General features: G+C 33.2%; 14 protein-coding genes. 11 read left to right on the top strand and 3 right to left on the bottom strand.

Annotated elements, in window-relative coordinates:
• The first annotated feature begins 182 nt into the window (after positions 1 to 182).
• From BN1372_RS07170 to BN1372_RS07160, 3 genes are all read left to right on the top strand, one after another.
• A complete protein-coding gene (locus tag BN1372_RS07170) occupies positions 183 to 3,872 on the top strand; it encodes a dynamin family protein (RefSeq protein ID WP_062198151.1) in 3,690 nt (1,229 codons plus the stop codon).
• Positions 3,873 to 4,218: 346 nt separating this feature from the next.
• Positions 4,219 to 4,668 carry an Lrp/AsnC family transcriptional regulator gene (locus tag BN1372_RS07165; RefSeq protein ID WP_062198150.1) on the top strand — a complete coding sequence of 150 codons (450 nt, stop codon included), beginning with the start codon at positions 4,219 to 4,221 and terminating at the stop codon, positions 4,666 to 4,668.
• Between the two features lie 49 nt (positions 4,669 to 4,717).
• Complete coding sequence (locus tag BN1372_RS07160) at positions 4,718 to 5,305, top strand: histidine phosphatase family protein (RefSeq protein ID WP_062198149.1); 588 nt, start codon at positions 4,718 to 4,720, stop codon at positions 5,303 to 5,305.
• Positions 5,306 to 5,363: 58 nt separating this feature from the next.
• Here the strand turns inward: BN1372_RS07160 and BN1372_RS15735 are convergent, their stop codons facing one another.
• Entirely contained in the window at positions 5,364 to 5,864 is a 501-nt protein-coding gene (locus BN1372_RS15735) for an antibiotic biosynthesis monooxygenase family protein (protein ID WP_082418984.1), read from the bottom strand.
• A gap of 376 nt (positions 5,865 to 6,240) precedes the next feature.
• On the opposite strand from BN1372_RS15735, the gene BN1372_RS07150 reads away from it, so the two are divergent.
• The 6 genes from BN1372_RS07150 (at position 6,241) to BN1372_RS07125 (ending at position 13,244) form a co-directional block, all read left to right on the top strand.
• Positions 6,241 to 7,623: a glycine--tRNA ligase gene (locus tag BN1372_RS07150; RefSeq protein ID WP_062198148.1), complete on the top strand. Its 1,383-nt coding sequence runs from the start codon at positions 6,241 to 6,243 to the stop codon at positions 7,621 to 7,623.
• A gap of 153 nt (positions 7,624 to 7,776) precedes the next feature.
• Positions 7,777 to 8,280 (top strand): ferritin, encoded by a 504-nt coding sequence (locus tag BN1372_RS07145; protein ID WP_062198147.1) that lies wholly within the window; start codon positions 7,777 to 7,779, stop codon positions 8,278 to 8,280.
• A gap of 92 nt (positions 8,281 to 8,372) precedes the next feature.
• On the top strand, positions 8,373 to 9,092 hold the full coding sequence (locus BN1372_RS07140; RefSeq protein ID WP_062198146.1) for an NAD-dependent deacylase: 720 nt from the start codon (positions 8,373 to 8,375) through the stop codon (positions 9,090 to 9,092).
• Positions 9,092 to 9,460, top strand: a complete 369-nt coding sequence (locus tag BN1372_RS07135) for a GIY-YIG nuclease family protein (protein WP_062198145.1) — start codon at positions 9,092 to 9,094, stop codon at positions 9,458 to 9,460. Before BN1372_RS07140 ends, BN1372_RS07135 begins: the two co-directional genes overlap by 1 nt.
• A gap of 188 nt (positions 9,461 to 9,648) precedes the next feature.
• A complete protein-coding gene (locus BN1372_RS07130; protein ID WP_062198144.1) occupies positions 9,649 to 11,148 on the top strand; it encodes a dynamin family protein in 1,500 nt (499 codons plus the stop codon).
• Between the two features lie 35 nt (positions 11,149 to 11,183).
• On the top strand, positions 11,184 to 13,244 hold the full coding sequence (locus BN1372_RS07125) for a dynamin family protein (protein ID WP_062198143.1): 2,061 nt from the start codon (positions 11,184 to 11,186) through the stop codon (positions 13,242 to 13,244).
• A 6-nt stretch (positions 13,245 to 13,250) separates the two neighbouring features.
• On the opposite strand, the gene BN1372_RS07120 is transcribed toward BN1372_RS07125, so the two are convergent.
• Entirely contained in the window at positions 13,251 to 14,612 is a 1,362-nt protein-coding gene (locus BN1372_RS07120) for an aldehyde dehydrogenase (protein WP_062198142.1), read from the bottom strand.
• Positions 14,613 to 14,943: 331 nt separating this feature from the next.
• Between BN1372_RS07120 and BN1372_RS07115 the strand changes: the two genes are divergently transcribed.
• Together BN1372_RS07115 and BN1372_RS07110 are read left to right on the top strand one after the other, a co-directional pair.
• Complete coding sequence (locus tag BN1372_RS07115) at positions 14,944 to 16,188, top strand: PDC sensor domain-containing protein (RefSeq protein WP_062198141.1); 1,245 nt, start codon at positions 14,944 to 14,946, stop codon at positions 16,186 to 16,188.
• A complete protein-coding gene (locus tag BN1372_RS07110) occupies positions 16,152 to 16,571 on the top strand; it encodes a GGDEF domain-containing protein (protein ID WP_062198140.1) in 420 nt (139 codons plus the stop codon). Before BN1372_RS07115 ends, BN1372_RS07110 begins: the two co-directional genes overlap by 37 nt.
• Before the next feature lie 43 nt (positions 16,572 to 16,614).
• Here the strand turns inward: BN1372_RS07110 and BN1372_RS07105 are convergent, their stop codons facing one another.
• Positions 16,615 to 17,691 (bottom strand): AbrB family transcriptional regulator, encoded by a 1,077-nt coding sequence (locus BN1372_RS07105; protein ID WP_062198139.1) that lies wholly within the window; start codon positions 17,689 to 17,691, stop codon positions 16,615 to 16,617.

The following is a 17,691-nucleotide window of genomic DNA, read 5'->3' as shown; positions in this document are numbered from 1 at the left end:
GATTTTTTTATGGATAGAACAAATGATTGGTTTTCCTTTAGATTATTCATTGGTAAAAAGATTTGAAAGGAGAACGCACTCCTAAAGCATAAACTGGAGGGAAAGAGGAAATATAAGTAAAAAGAACGTTTCGTGTGACTTTTTATTCTTGTTTTTTTACACTAGTAGGAAGGAGGAAAAAAATGAACTATTACACGTATGAAGTTTTTCAGCAAAAACAAAAACGAAATCCCTCTTTATTTCTTGAAAAATTAATGAGTTTTCAACGTGAACTATCAGGGAAACCGATTCAAACACCGTTACAACAATTAATTAAACATTTACAAGACAAAAGGTTGCGAGTGGCATTTTGCGGCCATTTTTCTGCTGGTAAATCTACGATTATTAATCAAGTGATTGGTCAAAAATTGCTACCATCGAATCCAATCCCTACTAGCGCTAATGTGGTCACGCTTTCTAAAGGGGAAGCGTATATGCGTTTTTATGATGAACAGCAGCTCCTTTATGAGGAACGCCAATTGAATTGGAATAAAATGAAGAAAATTTGTCAAAACAGTCAAATTAAAAAAATAGAAGTGGCTGCACCAACGCTTTTACTACCAACTCAATTGCTTATTATGGACACACCGGGCATCGATTCAACAGATGAAGCGCATGAAATAGCTACAATGTCTCAACTATATTTAGCAGATGTCATCGTATATGTAATGGACTATAATCACGTTTTATCAGAAATGAATCTTGCTTTTTTACAATCGATGACCAAACGTGGAAAGCGTTTAATATTACTCATCAATCAAATCGATAAGCATCGCGAAGAAGAAATTTCAATAATAGAGTATAAAGAAAAAATTACGAATGCTTGGCAAGAAGCTAATATTGCCTTCGAGCATTTATTTTTCACGACAATGCTAGAGCAACATCATGCATTGAATGAATATCCGTTATTTATTGAGGTGTTAAATGAAATGCTTGCGCATCGTGAAAACGTGATTTACGACAACGTTCATCGAGAATGGTTTCAATTACTTCTTCAATATCAACAGGAATTATATGAACAAGAGAAATCCATGTTAGAAACATATCAAAATCAATTACCAAATCGGGATTCTCTTTCTATTGTGCAGAAAAAACAGATGTATTGGATGCAAAAAGAAAAGCAACTAACAGAAGAAAAAGAACAATTTATAGAACAATTTTTATTACGTCTTAAACAACTTTTTGAAAATGCGAATGTGATGCCGTATCATACACGTGAGCTTGGGCGTGCAGTGGTAGAAGTGAGCCAAGTAGACTTTCGTATCCGTGGATTATTTGGAAAAAGGAAAACAAAAAAAGAACAAAAAAATCGCTATACACAATTTTTGCAAAGTTTAAATGATAATTGTTTGACGTCCATCGAAATTCCATTAAAAAAAGAATTATTAAAACATTTGCAAGATTATGACTTAACGGAAGAACGTTGGCGGAATGAGGTACATCATTTACACCATACGTTTATCGAAGAAGAGATCAAAAAGCAAATTAAAAAAGGTGCCGTATTTACCGATGCGTATGTCCGACAATTTTGGAGAGATATAACTATCTTTGTGGAAAAAATATATCGTGAATTAGTCGTAGAAATAATCGATAAAGCAATGATGAAACTTCAAAAAACATCAGCACAAAGAGAGAAAAAAATGAATGAACAACTTTCTTTTCTACATCAACAAATCGAAACTCTTCAAGCCATCCAACAAATTGAACATGGAATTGATCTAGAAATCGAAAAATGGTTGCAATTCTTTACAATAATAGAGGAAGAAGCGACAGATAAAACGCAGGCGCCTGAACGTGAATCAGAGAAATTAATAACGTCTTTTGAAAATATAGAAAAGGACACAATCGATTTAGCATCGTTTATGAAAGAAAAATTGAATAACAGTGATTGGATTGATTCGAAAGAACATCGGACATTTGCGATGAAGGAAGTAGAACGGATGATGAATGATCTTCCTTCTATTGAATGGTTAGAAGATGGGAAAAAGTTATTTCAAAATAAACTAAAAAGAATGACCAATCATACGTATACAGTTGCGTTATTTGGAGCATTCAGTGCAGGAAAATCAACGTTTGCGAATGCATGGTTAGGGGGAAAATTATTTCCGGCATCGCCTAATCCGACAACAGCTGTTATTCAACAATTGATGAAACCAACGGATATGAATAAAGATGGAGATGTCGTTGTTTTTTATAAAACAGAAGAACAAATTGTCGAGGATATCAACCGGTTATTTCGGTTATCTCAAACAGCTATTATTTCATTAGAACAATTAGAAGTAGAACAACAACAATTTGAAGAATGGAAAAAGAACGAAGAGAAAAAACAAATCGAACTAGAAAAAAATCAGAATGAAAAGGAAGAACAAGAAAATGTAGATATTCCAATCATGGCAGTTTTATCTGATGAAGAAATGGCATTTGTCCAAGCAGTGCAGCAAGGGGCTTCTTTTTTAATGGAGAAGTTAGGGACACAAGAAGTCATAACCGAACGAATCTTTCAAGATTTCGTAACAAAAGAATCAGTTGCTGTTTTTATCGAGAAAGTAGAACTATATAAAGACTGTGAGGTTACAAAAAAAGGGATTATGCTTGTCGACACTCCTGGCAGTGGATCGATGAATGAACGACATACGCAAGTAGCCTTTAATATGATTAAACATGCAGATGCTATCTTATTCCTAACTTATTACAATCATGCATTTTCTAAATATGATGATGAATTTTTAAGAAGAATTGGACAAATGAATGAATTTTTTGATCATGATAAATTAACATTCATTATTAACGCGAGTGATTTGGCACATTCTTATCAAGAACTGCAAGACGTGTATGAACATTTACAAAAACAATTACAAGCTTTTCATTTAGAACATTCGATGATTTTTCCGGTTTCTAGTTTGCAGGCATTATTAGGAGAAAAACAAACAAGTGGCTTTGCTGTTTTCCAGTCTTACTTTGAAACGTATTTACAGGAAACGCTTCATCGTTCTAACGTAGAACAATTACGACAAATGGCATTAAAAATGAAGGAACAGGTGGAAGAATCTCTTTTTCTCTATGAAGAAGCACAACAGAAAAAAGAAACACAATTAAAGGCTGTTGAGAACCACATTAACGAGTTAGCGAACCAAATCCATGCTGCCCCTGTAGTAATAGAAGAAGATTTACTTGTCCAAGAAATAAAAGAGTTACTTTACTATGTAAAACAACGTGTTTATTATCGTTATTATGATGAGTTTAAAGAAATCTTCACGCCTGAAATATTAAAGAAAGATGATTCTATTATAGTGGCGTTACAAAAAGCAACGAAAAAGATAGTAGACTTCACTATTTTGGATACTATTCAGGATCTTCGTGCTACTACTGCACGGGTTGAATATTATATGGAGAAACGCATTCATCATTTTTTTGAAGAAATGTTGTCTATCTCTAACATGCTCATAGACGTTTCTTTAGAGCCCTGGGTAGAATTTATCGTTCACGAAAAAGATTTCCCTGATATATCCATGACAATTTTTCAAGAGTTATATAAACCTTATAAAACCCATCAAGACTTTTTTGCTGAAGAAGGGGTAAAACGAGTAAGAGATGGATTAGATCAATTAATCCAACCGTATGTAACAGCTTTTATGAAACAATGTGAAGATCAAATCATTGTTCAATATAAAGAACAGTTTGTAAAAAGATGGGGTGAATTATGCCAGGCTAGTTTAACGCAATTAGAACAAGCGATGCATTATGAAAGACAACGATTCATGAACATGGTAGATAAAAATACATTACAAAAAACAAAAGAACAATTAGAAAAAGTCATTTCATTATTTCCATGATACACAAAATGAAAACCAGCTTTTCAACAACTATATCTGAACGGTAAACCTTGTAGTTAAACACTTGTTAGATGGAGATTTTGTAAGCTTCTACAAGATCCGATACCAACCTTCTTTGGTATTGTCTACACTTATACCTCTCCATCTGATTGGTGTTCCGTGTAAAGCCCAACTATTCAGATGGAGTATTCTTGCTGTAAAAAGATGAAGCCTTTTTCTTATGTGAAATTTACGATACATTGTCGGCAAGATAAAATCACGGTATAATGAAAGGTAAAAATAGTCGCTTCGTGAAAATAATTGAGTTATCGATCGCTACATCATGGTAAAGGGGTAAAAATAACGAATGAAAATCGATGAAGTGGATATCCATATCATACAGGAACTTTCGAGGGAATCTCGTTTATCGATGCGAGAACTTGCAAAAAAAGTAAATCTTTCAGCGCCATCCGTAACAGAACGCGTGAAGAAATTAGAATCCACTGGTGTGATAAAAAATTATACCGTTACGTTGGATTTGGCGAAAATTGGCCTACCGGTCCAGTGCTTAGTAGAAGTAATTATTCATCAAGGGCTTCATGAAAAGTTTATCGATTATGTAAAAACATATCCTTTTGTTGAATTTTGTTATCGGACACTTGGGCATGCCTCATTTATCGTAAAGTTAACAGTACCGTCTTTGGAAAATGTCGAATATTTTATTAATAAAATTTCTGACTATGGTCAGACGGAAACACATGTTATTTTAACAACGGTTGATGTTAAAAAAGATATCCAAAAAAAATTAGAGAAATAATAGAGTGATATAGTAACAAAGTTACTGTACGATGTCTGGAGGACTATCGATGGAAATTTATCTTATTCGCCATGCAAAATCCGAAAAAAGTGGAGGTGGCCAAAAAAATACTGGCTTATCTGAACTGGGGCAAAAACAAGCTAAAAAGATTGGCCGATTTTTAGCTGGAAAACCAATTAAAAGAGTGTATACTAGCCCACTTCAAAGAGCAAGCATAACTGCTAAATATATAGCAGATAACTGTCAAGCGCCACTCATTTCAACTAGCCTACTAATGGAAAGAACTCATGGCATTTTAGATGGTCTAACAGAAGAAGAAAGAAAACAAACATATCCCATTCTTTATCGTCAGTTAAAAGAAAATCCGCTTCTTGCAATGCCTGGTGGTGAATCTTATGAGGATGTAAAGAGGCGGGTGGAAACAATTTATCATAGGATTGTGCAACAAGAAAAGAAAGACGCATGTATTGCACTTGTTAGCCATGGAGAATGGTTAAACATCTTTATGCATACAATCCTTCATCTTAACCCAACACTATATCCAGCCTTTCATTTTAAAACTTCTTCTTATTCGCTCATTCAAATAAAAGGTGATCGAATTCAAGTTCGCTATTTAAATCGAACGAACCATTTATAAAACTAGATAGAAAAAGAAAGAGTGCTGCCATTTCACTGAAGAAATAGCAGCACTAACATTATTCGTACGTTTCGACGAATGATGGACGTGGGAAAATAGATTGTTGATCCACGCCTTCTTTTGTTCCTCTTTTTTTATGAGCATGCTGATAGGCATTGGATTCTTGCCAACGAGTAAATGCTTCTTTCGATTCCCACATCGTTAATATCACATATGTATCATGACTTAAAGGACGTAATACCCTAATTGCTACAAATCCCCTTTCTTTTTCAACTAAGCGTGCACGATTCATAAAACGTTGTTCAAATAAGTCACGCCCCGTTTCACTCACTGGAATGTTATTTAATACGACGAATCCATTTGGAATGAAGCTTCCTGTCGCATCAAGGATTCCAAACACTTCACATTCTTCTCCAGGATGTTTTACAGTCTCACGCATTAAAAGTACTTGTTCTTCATTGGAAAAACGCATCCATCGATGTTTCGTTAATGTTAAATCTTTATTCCGGATTAAAGATAAATAATACATTACAATTTCATCCTTTCTTTTCTTATACATTTTCCCTAATTCCTAAAAAGTAATCGAAAACAAGTATAGGGGAATGCAATATTTTTATTTTACATAAATAATAAGATGATTGCTTGACAAACGATATAAATCTTACTATGATTATGTAAAAAGTGAAAACATTATGCGATGAAGGATCAATAGTATTTGAGTTCTTTTCTATAAAGCGACTTAGGGACGGTGAAAGCCTAGGAGAAACCTCAAAGAAACGGCAATCTTGAGCATTGTAAAAAAAGTGGTTGCATATTTGCAACAACTAGGGTGGAACCGCGGGTATAACTCTCGTCCCTAGGCTGTATCAGCCTAGGGACGAGAGTTTTTTGTGTTTTCTGTCCTTTAGTAAAAGAAAAAATAGGAGTGGATGAGCATGAGTTTATCAATGGATCAAATTGTGAATTTAGCGAAACATCGAGGATTTATTTTCCCCGGTTCTGAAATTTACGGAGGACTTTCAAATACATGGGACTATGGACCATTAGGAGTAGAATTAAAAAATAACATTAAAAAAGCATGGTGGAAAAAATTCATTCAAGAATCCCCATACAACGTTGGCTTAGATGCAGCAATTTTAATGAATCCTAAAACGTGGGAAGCATCAGGGCATATTGGTAATTTTAATGATCCGATGATTGACTGTAAAAAATGTAAAGCACGTCATCGAGCAGATAAATTAATTGAGGAACAAGCAGAAAAAAAAGGCGATGAAATCGTAGTAGATGGATTATCTTTTGATGAAATGAAAAAATTAATGCAAAAATATGAAGTAGTATGTCCAGATTGTGGTGCGAATGATTTTACAGATATTCGTCAATTCAATCTCATGTTTAAAACATTCCAAGGTGTGACAGAATCAAGTGCCAATGAAATTTTCTTACGTCCAGAAACAGCACAAGGTATTTTTGTAAACTTTAAAAATGTGCAACGGACAATGCGTAAAAAACTTCCTTTTGGTATTGCACAAATAGGAAAATCATTCCGAAATGAAATCACTCCAGGAAACTTTACTTTTCGTACTCGTGAATTTGAACAAATGGAGCTTGAATTTTTCTGTAAACCTGGAGAAGAATTAAAATGGTTTGAATATTGGAAAGACCATTCATATAATTGGTTAAAATCATTACGTGTTCGAGAGGAAAATTTGCGATTACGTGATCACTCAGCAGAAGAATTATCACACTATAGTAACGGAACAACAGACATTGAGTATAAATTCCCATTTGGTTGGGGAGAATTATGGGGTATTGCTTCAAGAACAGATTATGATTTAAAACAACATATGAATCATTCTGGAGAAGACTTTAACTACCATGATCAAGAAACAAATGAACGATATATTCCATACTGTATCGAACCATCATTGGGTGCGGACCGTGTAACATTAGCATTTTTAGTGGATGCATACCGAGAAGAAGAATTAGAAAATGGAGATACACGTACCGTTCTGCAATTCCACCCAGCTATTGCACCATTTAAAGCAGCTGTTCTTCCTCTATCTAAAAAATTATCAGAAGAAGCAAGAGCTGTATTTACACAATTAGCGCAAGATTTTATGGTGGATTATGATGAATCAGGTTCTATCGGTAAACGCTATCGCCGTCAAGATGAAATTGGAACACCTTATTGTATTACGTATGACTTCGATTCCAAAGAGGACGAACAAGTAACTGTTCGTAACCGTGATACGATGAAACAAGTACGCATGCCAATTGCACAATTAAATACATTTTTAGCAGAAAAATTAAAGTTCTAATCTTTTTATCCTTCCTAAGCAAAAGAAAATTGGTCGAATGAGAAGAGGATGAGTTCTTTAAAAAAATCATTCTTTTCTCCTATTTTTTGCTTGATGATAAATATTATCATTGGTTATAATGAATTATCTTGAATGATAAATGGAGGGAAAAAGATGATTAGTGATAAATTATTACAAAAGTTAAATGACCAGTTAAATTATGAATTTTATTCTGCACAAGTATACCTTGCGATGGCTGGATATTGTGAAGAAAAAAGTTTACCGGGGTTTGCCAATTTCTTTCGTGTTCAAGCAGAAGAAGAGCGCATGCATGCTATGAAGTTTTTTGATTTCATTACTTCACTTGGACAGCGAGTAAACATTACCGGATTTGGGACACCTAAAAATGATTTTGTTTCCATGGTAGAAGTGTTTGAAGTGTCTATTCAACATGAAAAAGAAGTAACAGCGAGAATTTATGAATTATCTGACATCGCATTGAATGATCGTGAACATGCTACGATGAGTTTTCTAAAATGGTTTATCGATGAACAAGTAGAAGAAATGGATTTATTCGATAAGCATTTACAACGTTTACGTCGAATTAATGAAGATAGCAGCGCTTTCTTTATGATGGATGATGAATTAGCAAAACGAACACTTCCACAACAAGTATAACGATTCTAAACCGTATCCTTTTTAAGGGTACGGTCTTTTTGTTTTCGGGTACAATGTGTATAAGGATACAATAATAAAAAGGAGGGTGTACAATGCTTTTAGAAGAATTGCTAAAGTCAAACTATACGGTGGTATTTACTGGTGCTGGAATGTCAACAGAAAGTGGACTACGTGACTTTCGTTCAAACGAAGGATTGTGGAAAAAGTATAATCCACAGGAGCTATCATCCGTTGATGCGATGAACAGTAATCGATCTTTATTTACAGATTTTTATCATGAACGAATTCAACAAGTGTTGGACCATGAACCGCATGAAGGACATTATATTTTAGCAAATTGGCAAAAGAAAGGAATAATCCAATCGATTATTACTCAAAACGTTGATGGGTATCATCAAAGGGCGATGGCCAAAGGTGTAGTAGAATTACATGGTACATTATCGTACGTTCATTGTTCTTCTTGTGGGAAACAGTATGATAGCGAAAAATATGCACGAGAAGATTACCGATGTGATTGTGGTGGTTTTTTACGTCCTTCCATTGTTTTATTTGGGGAAATGGTAGATGAACAACAATGGGATCGAGCATTTAAAGAAAGCGAACAAGCAGATTTATTTCTAGTGTTAGGTTCTAGTTTAGAAGTATCGCCTGCTAATCAACTTCCGCTTATTGCGAAAAAACATGGTGCAAGAGTTGGAATTATAAATATGAATCCAACGGTATTAGATGAGCAAGCTCATTTTGTCATTCAAGGCGAAAAAATTGGTCGCGTGTTACATCAGACGGACGTACAACTATGGAGCAAGTTATAATGAATATTCCAAAGCATCATACATTATATCATTTAGAAGTGGAACTTTTAGAAGGACGAACGATTCAAGTCGGTAAATTAGGTACGTTCTTTTTTCAAAAAGGTACGTATGTGTACGTTGGAAGTGCCAAAAAAAATATTCAAGCAAGAATTACTCGCCATATGACAAAAGATAAAGTAAAAAGGTGGCATATTGATTACGTCACACAATATGCGACCACTATTCGTCATGTTACGTATAGTGGGAATGAGCAAACAGAGTGTGAATTAGCAAAGAGTATTCAAAAAAAGTTGGATGGAAAAGTAGTGGTCAAAAAATTTGGAAGTTCGGATTGCTCGTGTGTTACTCATTTTTTTTATATTGGTTAAGCTACTAGGATGGATTCTAGTAGCTTTTTCTTTTATTATTTATTGAAAATAAGTTACTATTCTATTATACAAACAATAAACGAAATGGTTTTTCTTTTTAGTGAAGAAAATCACATAATATGTAAATAATAAGACAGAAACAAGTATGAAAAATAGCCGAAGTTTCATGTATGATAGGGGGAAACATCATGGAAAATATTGATTTTAAAACATGGTATGAACAGCAAATACCCAATCCAGCGTTATTAAAACAACGGTTAACATATTTGCAGCGTCAATTTCAAATGGACAGTAAACGGATAGATAAATTAAAAAAGTTGCAACAAAAGTTAGAAAAATTTGAATGGTGTATTGCATTTAGTGGTCATTTTTCTGCGGGGAAATCTACGTTAATCAATACAATTTTAGATGTACCACTTCTCCCGAATAGCCCGATACCGACAAGTGCCAATATTGTTACCGTTCAAAAAGGAAACGCTTCTTTTGTAATGGTTATTCGGGAAGATGATCAAGTGGAACATTTAACATCTTTTGAAGATGTTTCCAAGTATGCAAAAGAAAATGATATAAAAGAAATTAATTTACATATGAAGGATTTTCCATTGCCGGAGTCGTTCGTGTTAATGGATACACCAGGGTTAGATTCAACGATTGAAAGTCATCAACAAAAAGCATTAGATGCTTTATTTTTTGCAGACGTGGTCATTTATATGATGGATTATCGACATGTAGAATCGAAAGAAAATGTTGAAAAAATAAAAAAAATAGAATCACTCGGAAAAAAAGTGATATTGGTAGTGAACCAAATTGATAAACATCAGAAATCAGAGTTGCCGTTTCATCTTTATAAAGAAAACGTGTCTTCTTTTTTAAAACGATATACATTAGACCATTTGCCAATTTATTTTCTCTCTTTAAAAAACTTTGAAATAGAAGAAAATGAATGGGAGATATTTACGAATGATATTTCTCACTATTTAAACAAACGGAAACAGACAGTAATCGAAACAATTACAAAAACGATGTATATATTAATTGAAGAACATCAATCATTTTTGTTTTACAGATATAAAGAAGAATTCGAAACATTATCTGCAAAAATTTCATATCGAGAATCTCTAGAAATGTTACGAAAGCGAATTCAAAAAATGGAAAAGCACTTGCGAGAATATGAAGAAAGACCAGGAAAATTTGAAAAAACAACGACAGAACAAATCAATCGGTTATTATGGTATGCCAATATTATGCCTTATCATACGAGAGAAAGAGTTCGGGAATTTATTGAATCGAATCAAGTGGACTTTCGTGTGAAAGGATTTTTTTCTAAGCGTAAAACAGCAAAAGAACGACAGCGTCGATTAGAATTGCTCCTAGAATCGTTAAAAGAAAATGCGTTTATTTATTTAATGCTTCCTACAAAGAAAATTTTAACGAATCAATTTAAAGAATACCGTATTTTAACTGAAGATTTCAAAGAGAAAATCCAAGATTTTATGGTTGAATTAAATGAATCCATTGTACTAGATACCTTTAAAACTTCAGCTTTGTATAACGAACAATATGTACAACAATTTTGTCGGGATATTTCAAGAAACGTCCAACGACTATATCGGAATGATTTGTATCGATTTATTGAACAGGGGCAACATCAAGTCCAATTAGTAGCAACTTTGAACGAAAAAGATTAGTACAGCAGTTAACCGACTATTATGAACGACTGCGTGTGAATGATGCATTAGAAAAAATAGAACAACAAATTGCATCTAAAATTACGCTTTATAAAGAAAAAACGATTATGAAGAGCATTGAACCAATTCGTATGCAGGACGATGTCATCGATGCTCTTTTTTATCAAACAAAACACAAAGGTGTATCGAAAAAAATCATTCCAATTGACAAAGTATCAAAAAGAATTACTCGCGTTCCGTTTCAAACAATAGAGATTGTGAAAGAAGATCAGTTATTAAAAAAAGCGAAAGAAACTGCTCGTGTCATTAAGAACATTTCTCCATTAGAAACGAGAGCGAAACGATTAGAGAAAAAAATAGAGCGCGTAGAAAATAAGCTATTCACGCTTGTATTATTTGGAGCCTTTAGTTCTGGTAAATCTTCTTTTGCGAATGCTTTATTAGGAGAAGAAATTTTACCAGTTTCTCCAAATCCAACAACAGCAACGATTAATAAAGTGTGCCCGCCGAATGAACAGCATCTACATCGTACAGTAGAATTAGTGTTTAAAACAAAGGAAGAATTATTGTTGGAACTAAATCAACTCTTAAAAACAAAAAATGTTCAACTGGAACATCTGCATGAATTAGATGCTTTGCTTTTAAAGGAAGAGACGGTACTTTGTCTGAATCAAACAGAAATGGAATGGTTACATGTTATTAATTTACACTATAAAAAGACGGAAAAAGAATTTGGAAAAGTAAAAGTAGTCGATATTGATACATTTGAAATGTATGTAAAAAAGGAAGAATATGCAGCGTTTATTAAGGAAATTAAACTTTATTATGATTGTGCTTTAACGAGAGAAGGGATTATTTTAGTTGATACGCCTGGGGCAGATTCGATTCATCTACGCCATACAGAAACGGCATTTCAATTTTTAACAGAGTCTGATGCTGTTTTTTATGTAATGTATTATAATCATTCTTTTTCTCGGTTTGACCGTGATTTTTTAATGCAAATTGGACGTGTAAAAGAACAATTTGATAAAGAAAAAATCTTTTTTATTTTAAATGCATGTGATTTAGCAGAAAAAGAAAATGAAATTCTCCTGGTCGTTGATCATTTGAAAGAAAATTTACAAAAGATGGGTGTAAAAGAATCGAATATTTATCCTGTTTCTAGTCATTATGAAAAACAAGGAGAAAAAGAACATTCTGGATTTCAGACGCTTTCAAAAGATTTATTTTCTTTTATTATTGGCCAGTTGCAAAATGAGGCATTGTATAATATTCAACAAGATATTGATTTAATTTCTCAGACGCTATCCCATTGGTATGCATTGTCGTTAGAGCATAGTGAAAAAAGAGGGATATTGAAAAGAGAATTAATGAAAAAAGAGGAAAAAGCAGCTTTGTTTATTGAATCGTTAACGTTTAAAATGGAAAGCAAGTGGATAAAAGAAGAAATTCATGAATTAATGTATTATGTGAAACAACGTATTTTTTATCGTTATTATGACGAATTTAAACTGATTTTTAGTGCACAACAATTTAAAAGGGAAATATCTTTTCAAACCAATTTAAGAAAGTGTGTCATTGAAATGATTCAATTTTTGCAATACGATTTAATGCAAGAAATGCGAGCAACATCCTTCCGTATTCACATGTATATTAACCGAACAATGAAAGAAATCACCAAAACAATTAATGATCAATTACGGTTCTTTTCAGAAGATTTATCCTTATATACATTTGAAAAATCATTAATGGAACCTCCCGTATTAGAAGAGTTGTTAACTGGATTAGACGAGGAAAAGTTTCGTAATTATTATACTCGTTATTCAGATACGACTGATTTTTTTGTTAAAAATGGCGATCTTTTATTACGAGAAGAAATGGAAAAAGAAATGCGGGAGCCGTTACGATTATTTATTAGTAACTACCAAGCTTTATTTGATGATGCGTATGCAACAAAATTCGAGCAGCTTATTCCAACGATTAAACAATTTTATGTTGAACAAATTCATGAGTATTTTGCGGGGGAAATGAGTGCGTTATCTTTAGAATATTACTCCGAGCAATTAAAAAGAATAATCGAACATTTAAAAAACTGATGAAGATTACTTCATCAGTTTTTTTATGATTGACAATGTCAGATTAGAAGGATAGCGAACAGGTAAATCAAAGCTTGTGGTTTGTTTTAGTATGCTTTTTTCATGTGTAAATGTGTCAAAACTATATTTTCCATGATATCGACCAATTCCACTAGGTCCAACACCACCAAACGGCAGATGTGAATTAGCGAGATGATATAGTGTATCATTTATACAACCACCGCCAAATGATAAGGTGGAGAGCACTAGATCTTCGATTTTTTGTTTTTCTGTAAATAGATATAGCGCCAGAGGTTTTGGCTTTTTCTGCAGGATAGAAATGATTGTTTCTAAACAATCATATGTTAAAACAGGTAAAATAGGGCCGAAAATTTCATCTTTCATAATCGAATGTTCCCATGTAATATCGGATAGAATGGTAGGTTCTATTTTTAAGGTCGACTGATCATATTTACCACCAACGTATGTTGTGCCATCTTGTAAAAACGGAAGTAGACGATCGAAATGTTTTCTATTAATAATTTTTCCGTATGATGAATGTTGTAATGGATGTTTTCCAAAAAAAAGCTCTATTTCTTGTTTTAAATAGAAGATAAATTTTTTATATACTTTGTTATGAACATAGATAAAGTCTGGAGCTACACATGTTTGACCTGCATTCGTGAATTTTCCCCATACAATTCGTTTTGCTGCTAATTTAAGATTGGCAGACGAATCAACAATTGTTGGGCTTTTTCCTCCCAACTCAAGTGTAATCGGGGTTAAATGTTGACTTGCTTTTTCCATAATAATTTTTCCTACTTGTGTACTTCCTGTAAAGAAAATGTAATCAAACGGAAGATTTAATAATGCGGTTGTTTCAGGTACCCCTCCTTCTATAACAGCAATAAATTGCTCATCAAAAAATTCCTTCATCATGTTTCGTATGACAGTGGAAGTATTTGGAGCATATTCGGATGGCTTCAGAACTGCACAATTACCAGCAGCAATGGCGCCGATTAGCGGAGCTATGGATAACTGGAACGGGTAGTTCCAAGGGGCAATAATCAATGTTACTCCATAAGGTTCTCGTATAAGATAACTTTTCGCTCCTACATGTGTGAACGGGGATGGAACAGGTTGTTTTTCCATCCATTTGGAAAGGTTATCTATCATAAAATTAATTTCTGTATATAGTAGTCCTATTTCTGTTGTATACGCTTCAAATCGTGACTTATGTAAATCTTCATATAAAGCTTGTTCGATAGAAGTTTCGTACTTTTTAATGGCTTTTTTTAATGTTTTTAATTGTTTGCGCCGAAAAGCTTCACTTTTTGTTTCTTGACTATAAAAAAATTGCTGTTGTTTATTAAAAATATGTTGAATCATTCCAAATTCTCCTCTCAAGAAACGAATCATAATCTTCTTCTTATTATTCATTGTCCACTTTTTATTTTCAAGTAATTACCCTTGAAATGGTGTATCTTTTCGAAAGAATCGCTTTTCCTTATCCGACGAAAGTTTATAGTCAAATAAGCATGATAAAAAGGTTTTATTCTTTTATAGAAGGGAAAAAGAGTACATTAGATGGATTATAAGTTTTTATTTTACAGTTAGGAATGCCTATTTAAACAGGAAGATTTTATTGTTTTTATGCTATAAATTGTGTAAATATGATAAAATCACCTTAATAGTGGATAAAATGGAAACAGGTGTTTAAATGAAACTAGTAACAACTTGGCTAAATAAAAATCGAACGTTACGTCAGCAATTGCAGTTTTGGGGAAGTTTTTTAACTATTACTACAGCTTTTTTATTAATAATCGTTATGACAACAATTGAAATATATCAAATTACTCATGAAAAACGAATTGAATTAGTAAACTCCTTAAATAGGCAGGAAAATTTTGCGGATCTTTGGTTAGAAGAACGTACACATGACATAGAATCGCTATCTAAACTAAATGCTATTCAAAATTTTAAGATAGAAGAAATCGCTTCCTATTTTGATGAATTTCTGAATACGAACTATATTTATGATGATCTTGTATTGATCAATGCAGATGGATTTGTCGTCTTAGATACACAAGGAAATCGAATAGAAGATCAAATTTTCGTTAGTACTCGTTCTTATTTTAAAAAGGCCATGAAGAAGGAACAATCGATTACTGATATAACGACTAGCCGAGTAACAGGAGAACAAATAATCATCATTGCTAGTCCCATTCTGTCAAAAGAAAATGTATTTAAAGGTGTTCTATTTGGAACTATTTCCTCAGAGAAACTATCTAAAGTTATGTCCTATCAAAGAGGAAATACCTTTGAACATACATATATTATTAATAGTGATTATCAATATATCAGTGGACCATTACAAGAAGGAAATCACCAAAAGAAAATAGATGAGGAAACGTTGGAACTGATTCTTAACATTAGCGGACAAAAACCGCAGTTAGCATTTGAAAAGTGGTATTCACCTATTTTTTTAACAAGCTCGTTTATTGATGGAATGGATTGGCTAGTTGTATCAGAAGTGCAAATAGTTGATGTGTTACGTCCGCTATTTGGAAAGCTATTCTTTATTTTTATTGCTATATTCATCAGTTTTCTTTTATCTTCATGGATTATGGTATATATGTCTAAAAAGATTGAACAACCTATTCAAGCTATGTTTGGAATGGTGAAAAAAGTAGAGAATGGGGAATTTAATGCACCCATTCATCAAGAAAAACTACAATCTAATATTTATGAATTTGAAAAATTGTATGAATCATTTAGTGAGATGAGTTCGAACATCATGGACAATGTGAATAAACTAGAGAAAAAATCTCATACATGTTCGCTCACACAATTAAACAATCGTTATGCACTAATGGAACAAGGGCAAATAATGTTAGATACAGCTCGCATACAACAAGTCTCATGTTGTTGCTTGATTTTGATGTCGATCATTTTAAAGATGTAAATGATACGTATGGACATATTATCGGTGATAAAATCTTAAAACATATTGCAAAAATTTTAAAGCAGACAGTTCGTTCTTCTGATATTGTTGCAAGATTTGGAGGAGAGGAGTTTATTATTCTGACGTATCAGATGAATGAAGAACAAGGAAAACAACTTGCTGAAAGAATTAGACAGGCAATTTTTGAAACGCCGTATATAGATGAGGATACGAAACAAACTATTTCTGTAACAGTAAGTATTGGGATTGTTCATTATGTTCCAAAAAATGAGGAAGAGATTCTTTGCTTAAATGATTTAATTGAAAGTGCAGACAAAGCATTGTATATAGCAAAAAATAATGGACGTAACCAAGTAGTAGTTGCAAATGTGGGGAATAATTGAAGCATCAAAGTAAGGGATATCGATTTGATCACGATATCCCTTTTTATGTTGTTTTTTTAATAATATATCGAAGAAAAGGAGGAACAACAATCAAAATAAAAAGCAGTCGAAATAGTTGATACGCTGCAACGATTGCTGAATCAGCCCCTATAGCAATTGCTGTAATCCCCATTTCTGCCATCCCGCCTGGAGCGGTGCTTAAGAAAGCGGTAGCTAGCGTAAAGTGAGAAAAGAGAGTAAGTAGTTTTCCAAGAAATAAGGTGAAAAAAACAAGTAAACTACCAAACAAAGTAGCGTAAACGGTTAAGCGCTTACTTTGTTTCAATGTTTCTGGATTCAGCATCAGTCCTAAATGCGCGCCTATCATTAATTGAGATGCAGATAGAATGGTGTTTGGAATAGATGGTGGAAGAAATCCACTGACAGAAAGTAATATTCCAGCAAGCATCGGACCTAATAAATAAGGTGTAGCTAATTTAAAACGAAGCGCAATAAATAAAAAAAGAGCAATCACAATCCCGTATAATAAAATGTTCCATGGAGATTGATATATATATAAATGATGGATATTTTCTGTTTTAGCGGGAACGGATGGCATAAAAGAATCACTACTAACGATAAAGGGTACTAAAAAAATCACAGCCATTACTCGAATAACTTGTAAAATAGTGACAGAGGTAAGATTAGCATTTTTATATTCCTCTGCTAGAATAACCATTTGAGATAACCCACCAGGCATACATCCTAATAAAGCTGATTCAATTGATATATCTGTTCGCTTTACGATAAAATATGCACCGATCAAACTAAAAAGAATCGTCATAATCGTTGCAAATAACACAAAACCAATCTGATCAATTAACAGAAGGAGTGTTTGTTTCGTAAAGGATATACCAAGAATATAACCAATGACAATAAGCCCAGCATCTCGCAAATGCTTAGACCATATAAAAGAGATGCCAAACAAAAATCGCAATAAAACAATGATGGTTAGTGGACCAAGTAAAAAAGGAAGGGGAAACTGTAAAATAGTAAATAACAACCCACCCATAATTGCAATAATGAATGTTTTTATATGATCGATAAAAGTAAATTTAAAGGAAAAAAGAATTTTTTTCAT

Origin of the sequence: Massilibacterium senegalense (assembly GCF_001375675.1) — a bacterium.
Classification (GTDB): domain Bacteria; phylum Bacillota; class Bacilli; order Bacillales; family Massilibacteriaceae; genus Massilibacterium; species Massilibacterium senegalense.
Note: the sequence above shows the minus strand (reverse complement) of the source record. Positions and strands in the feature narration are given on the sequence as shown.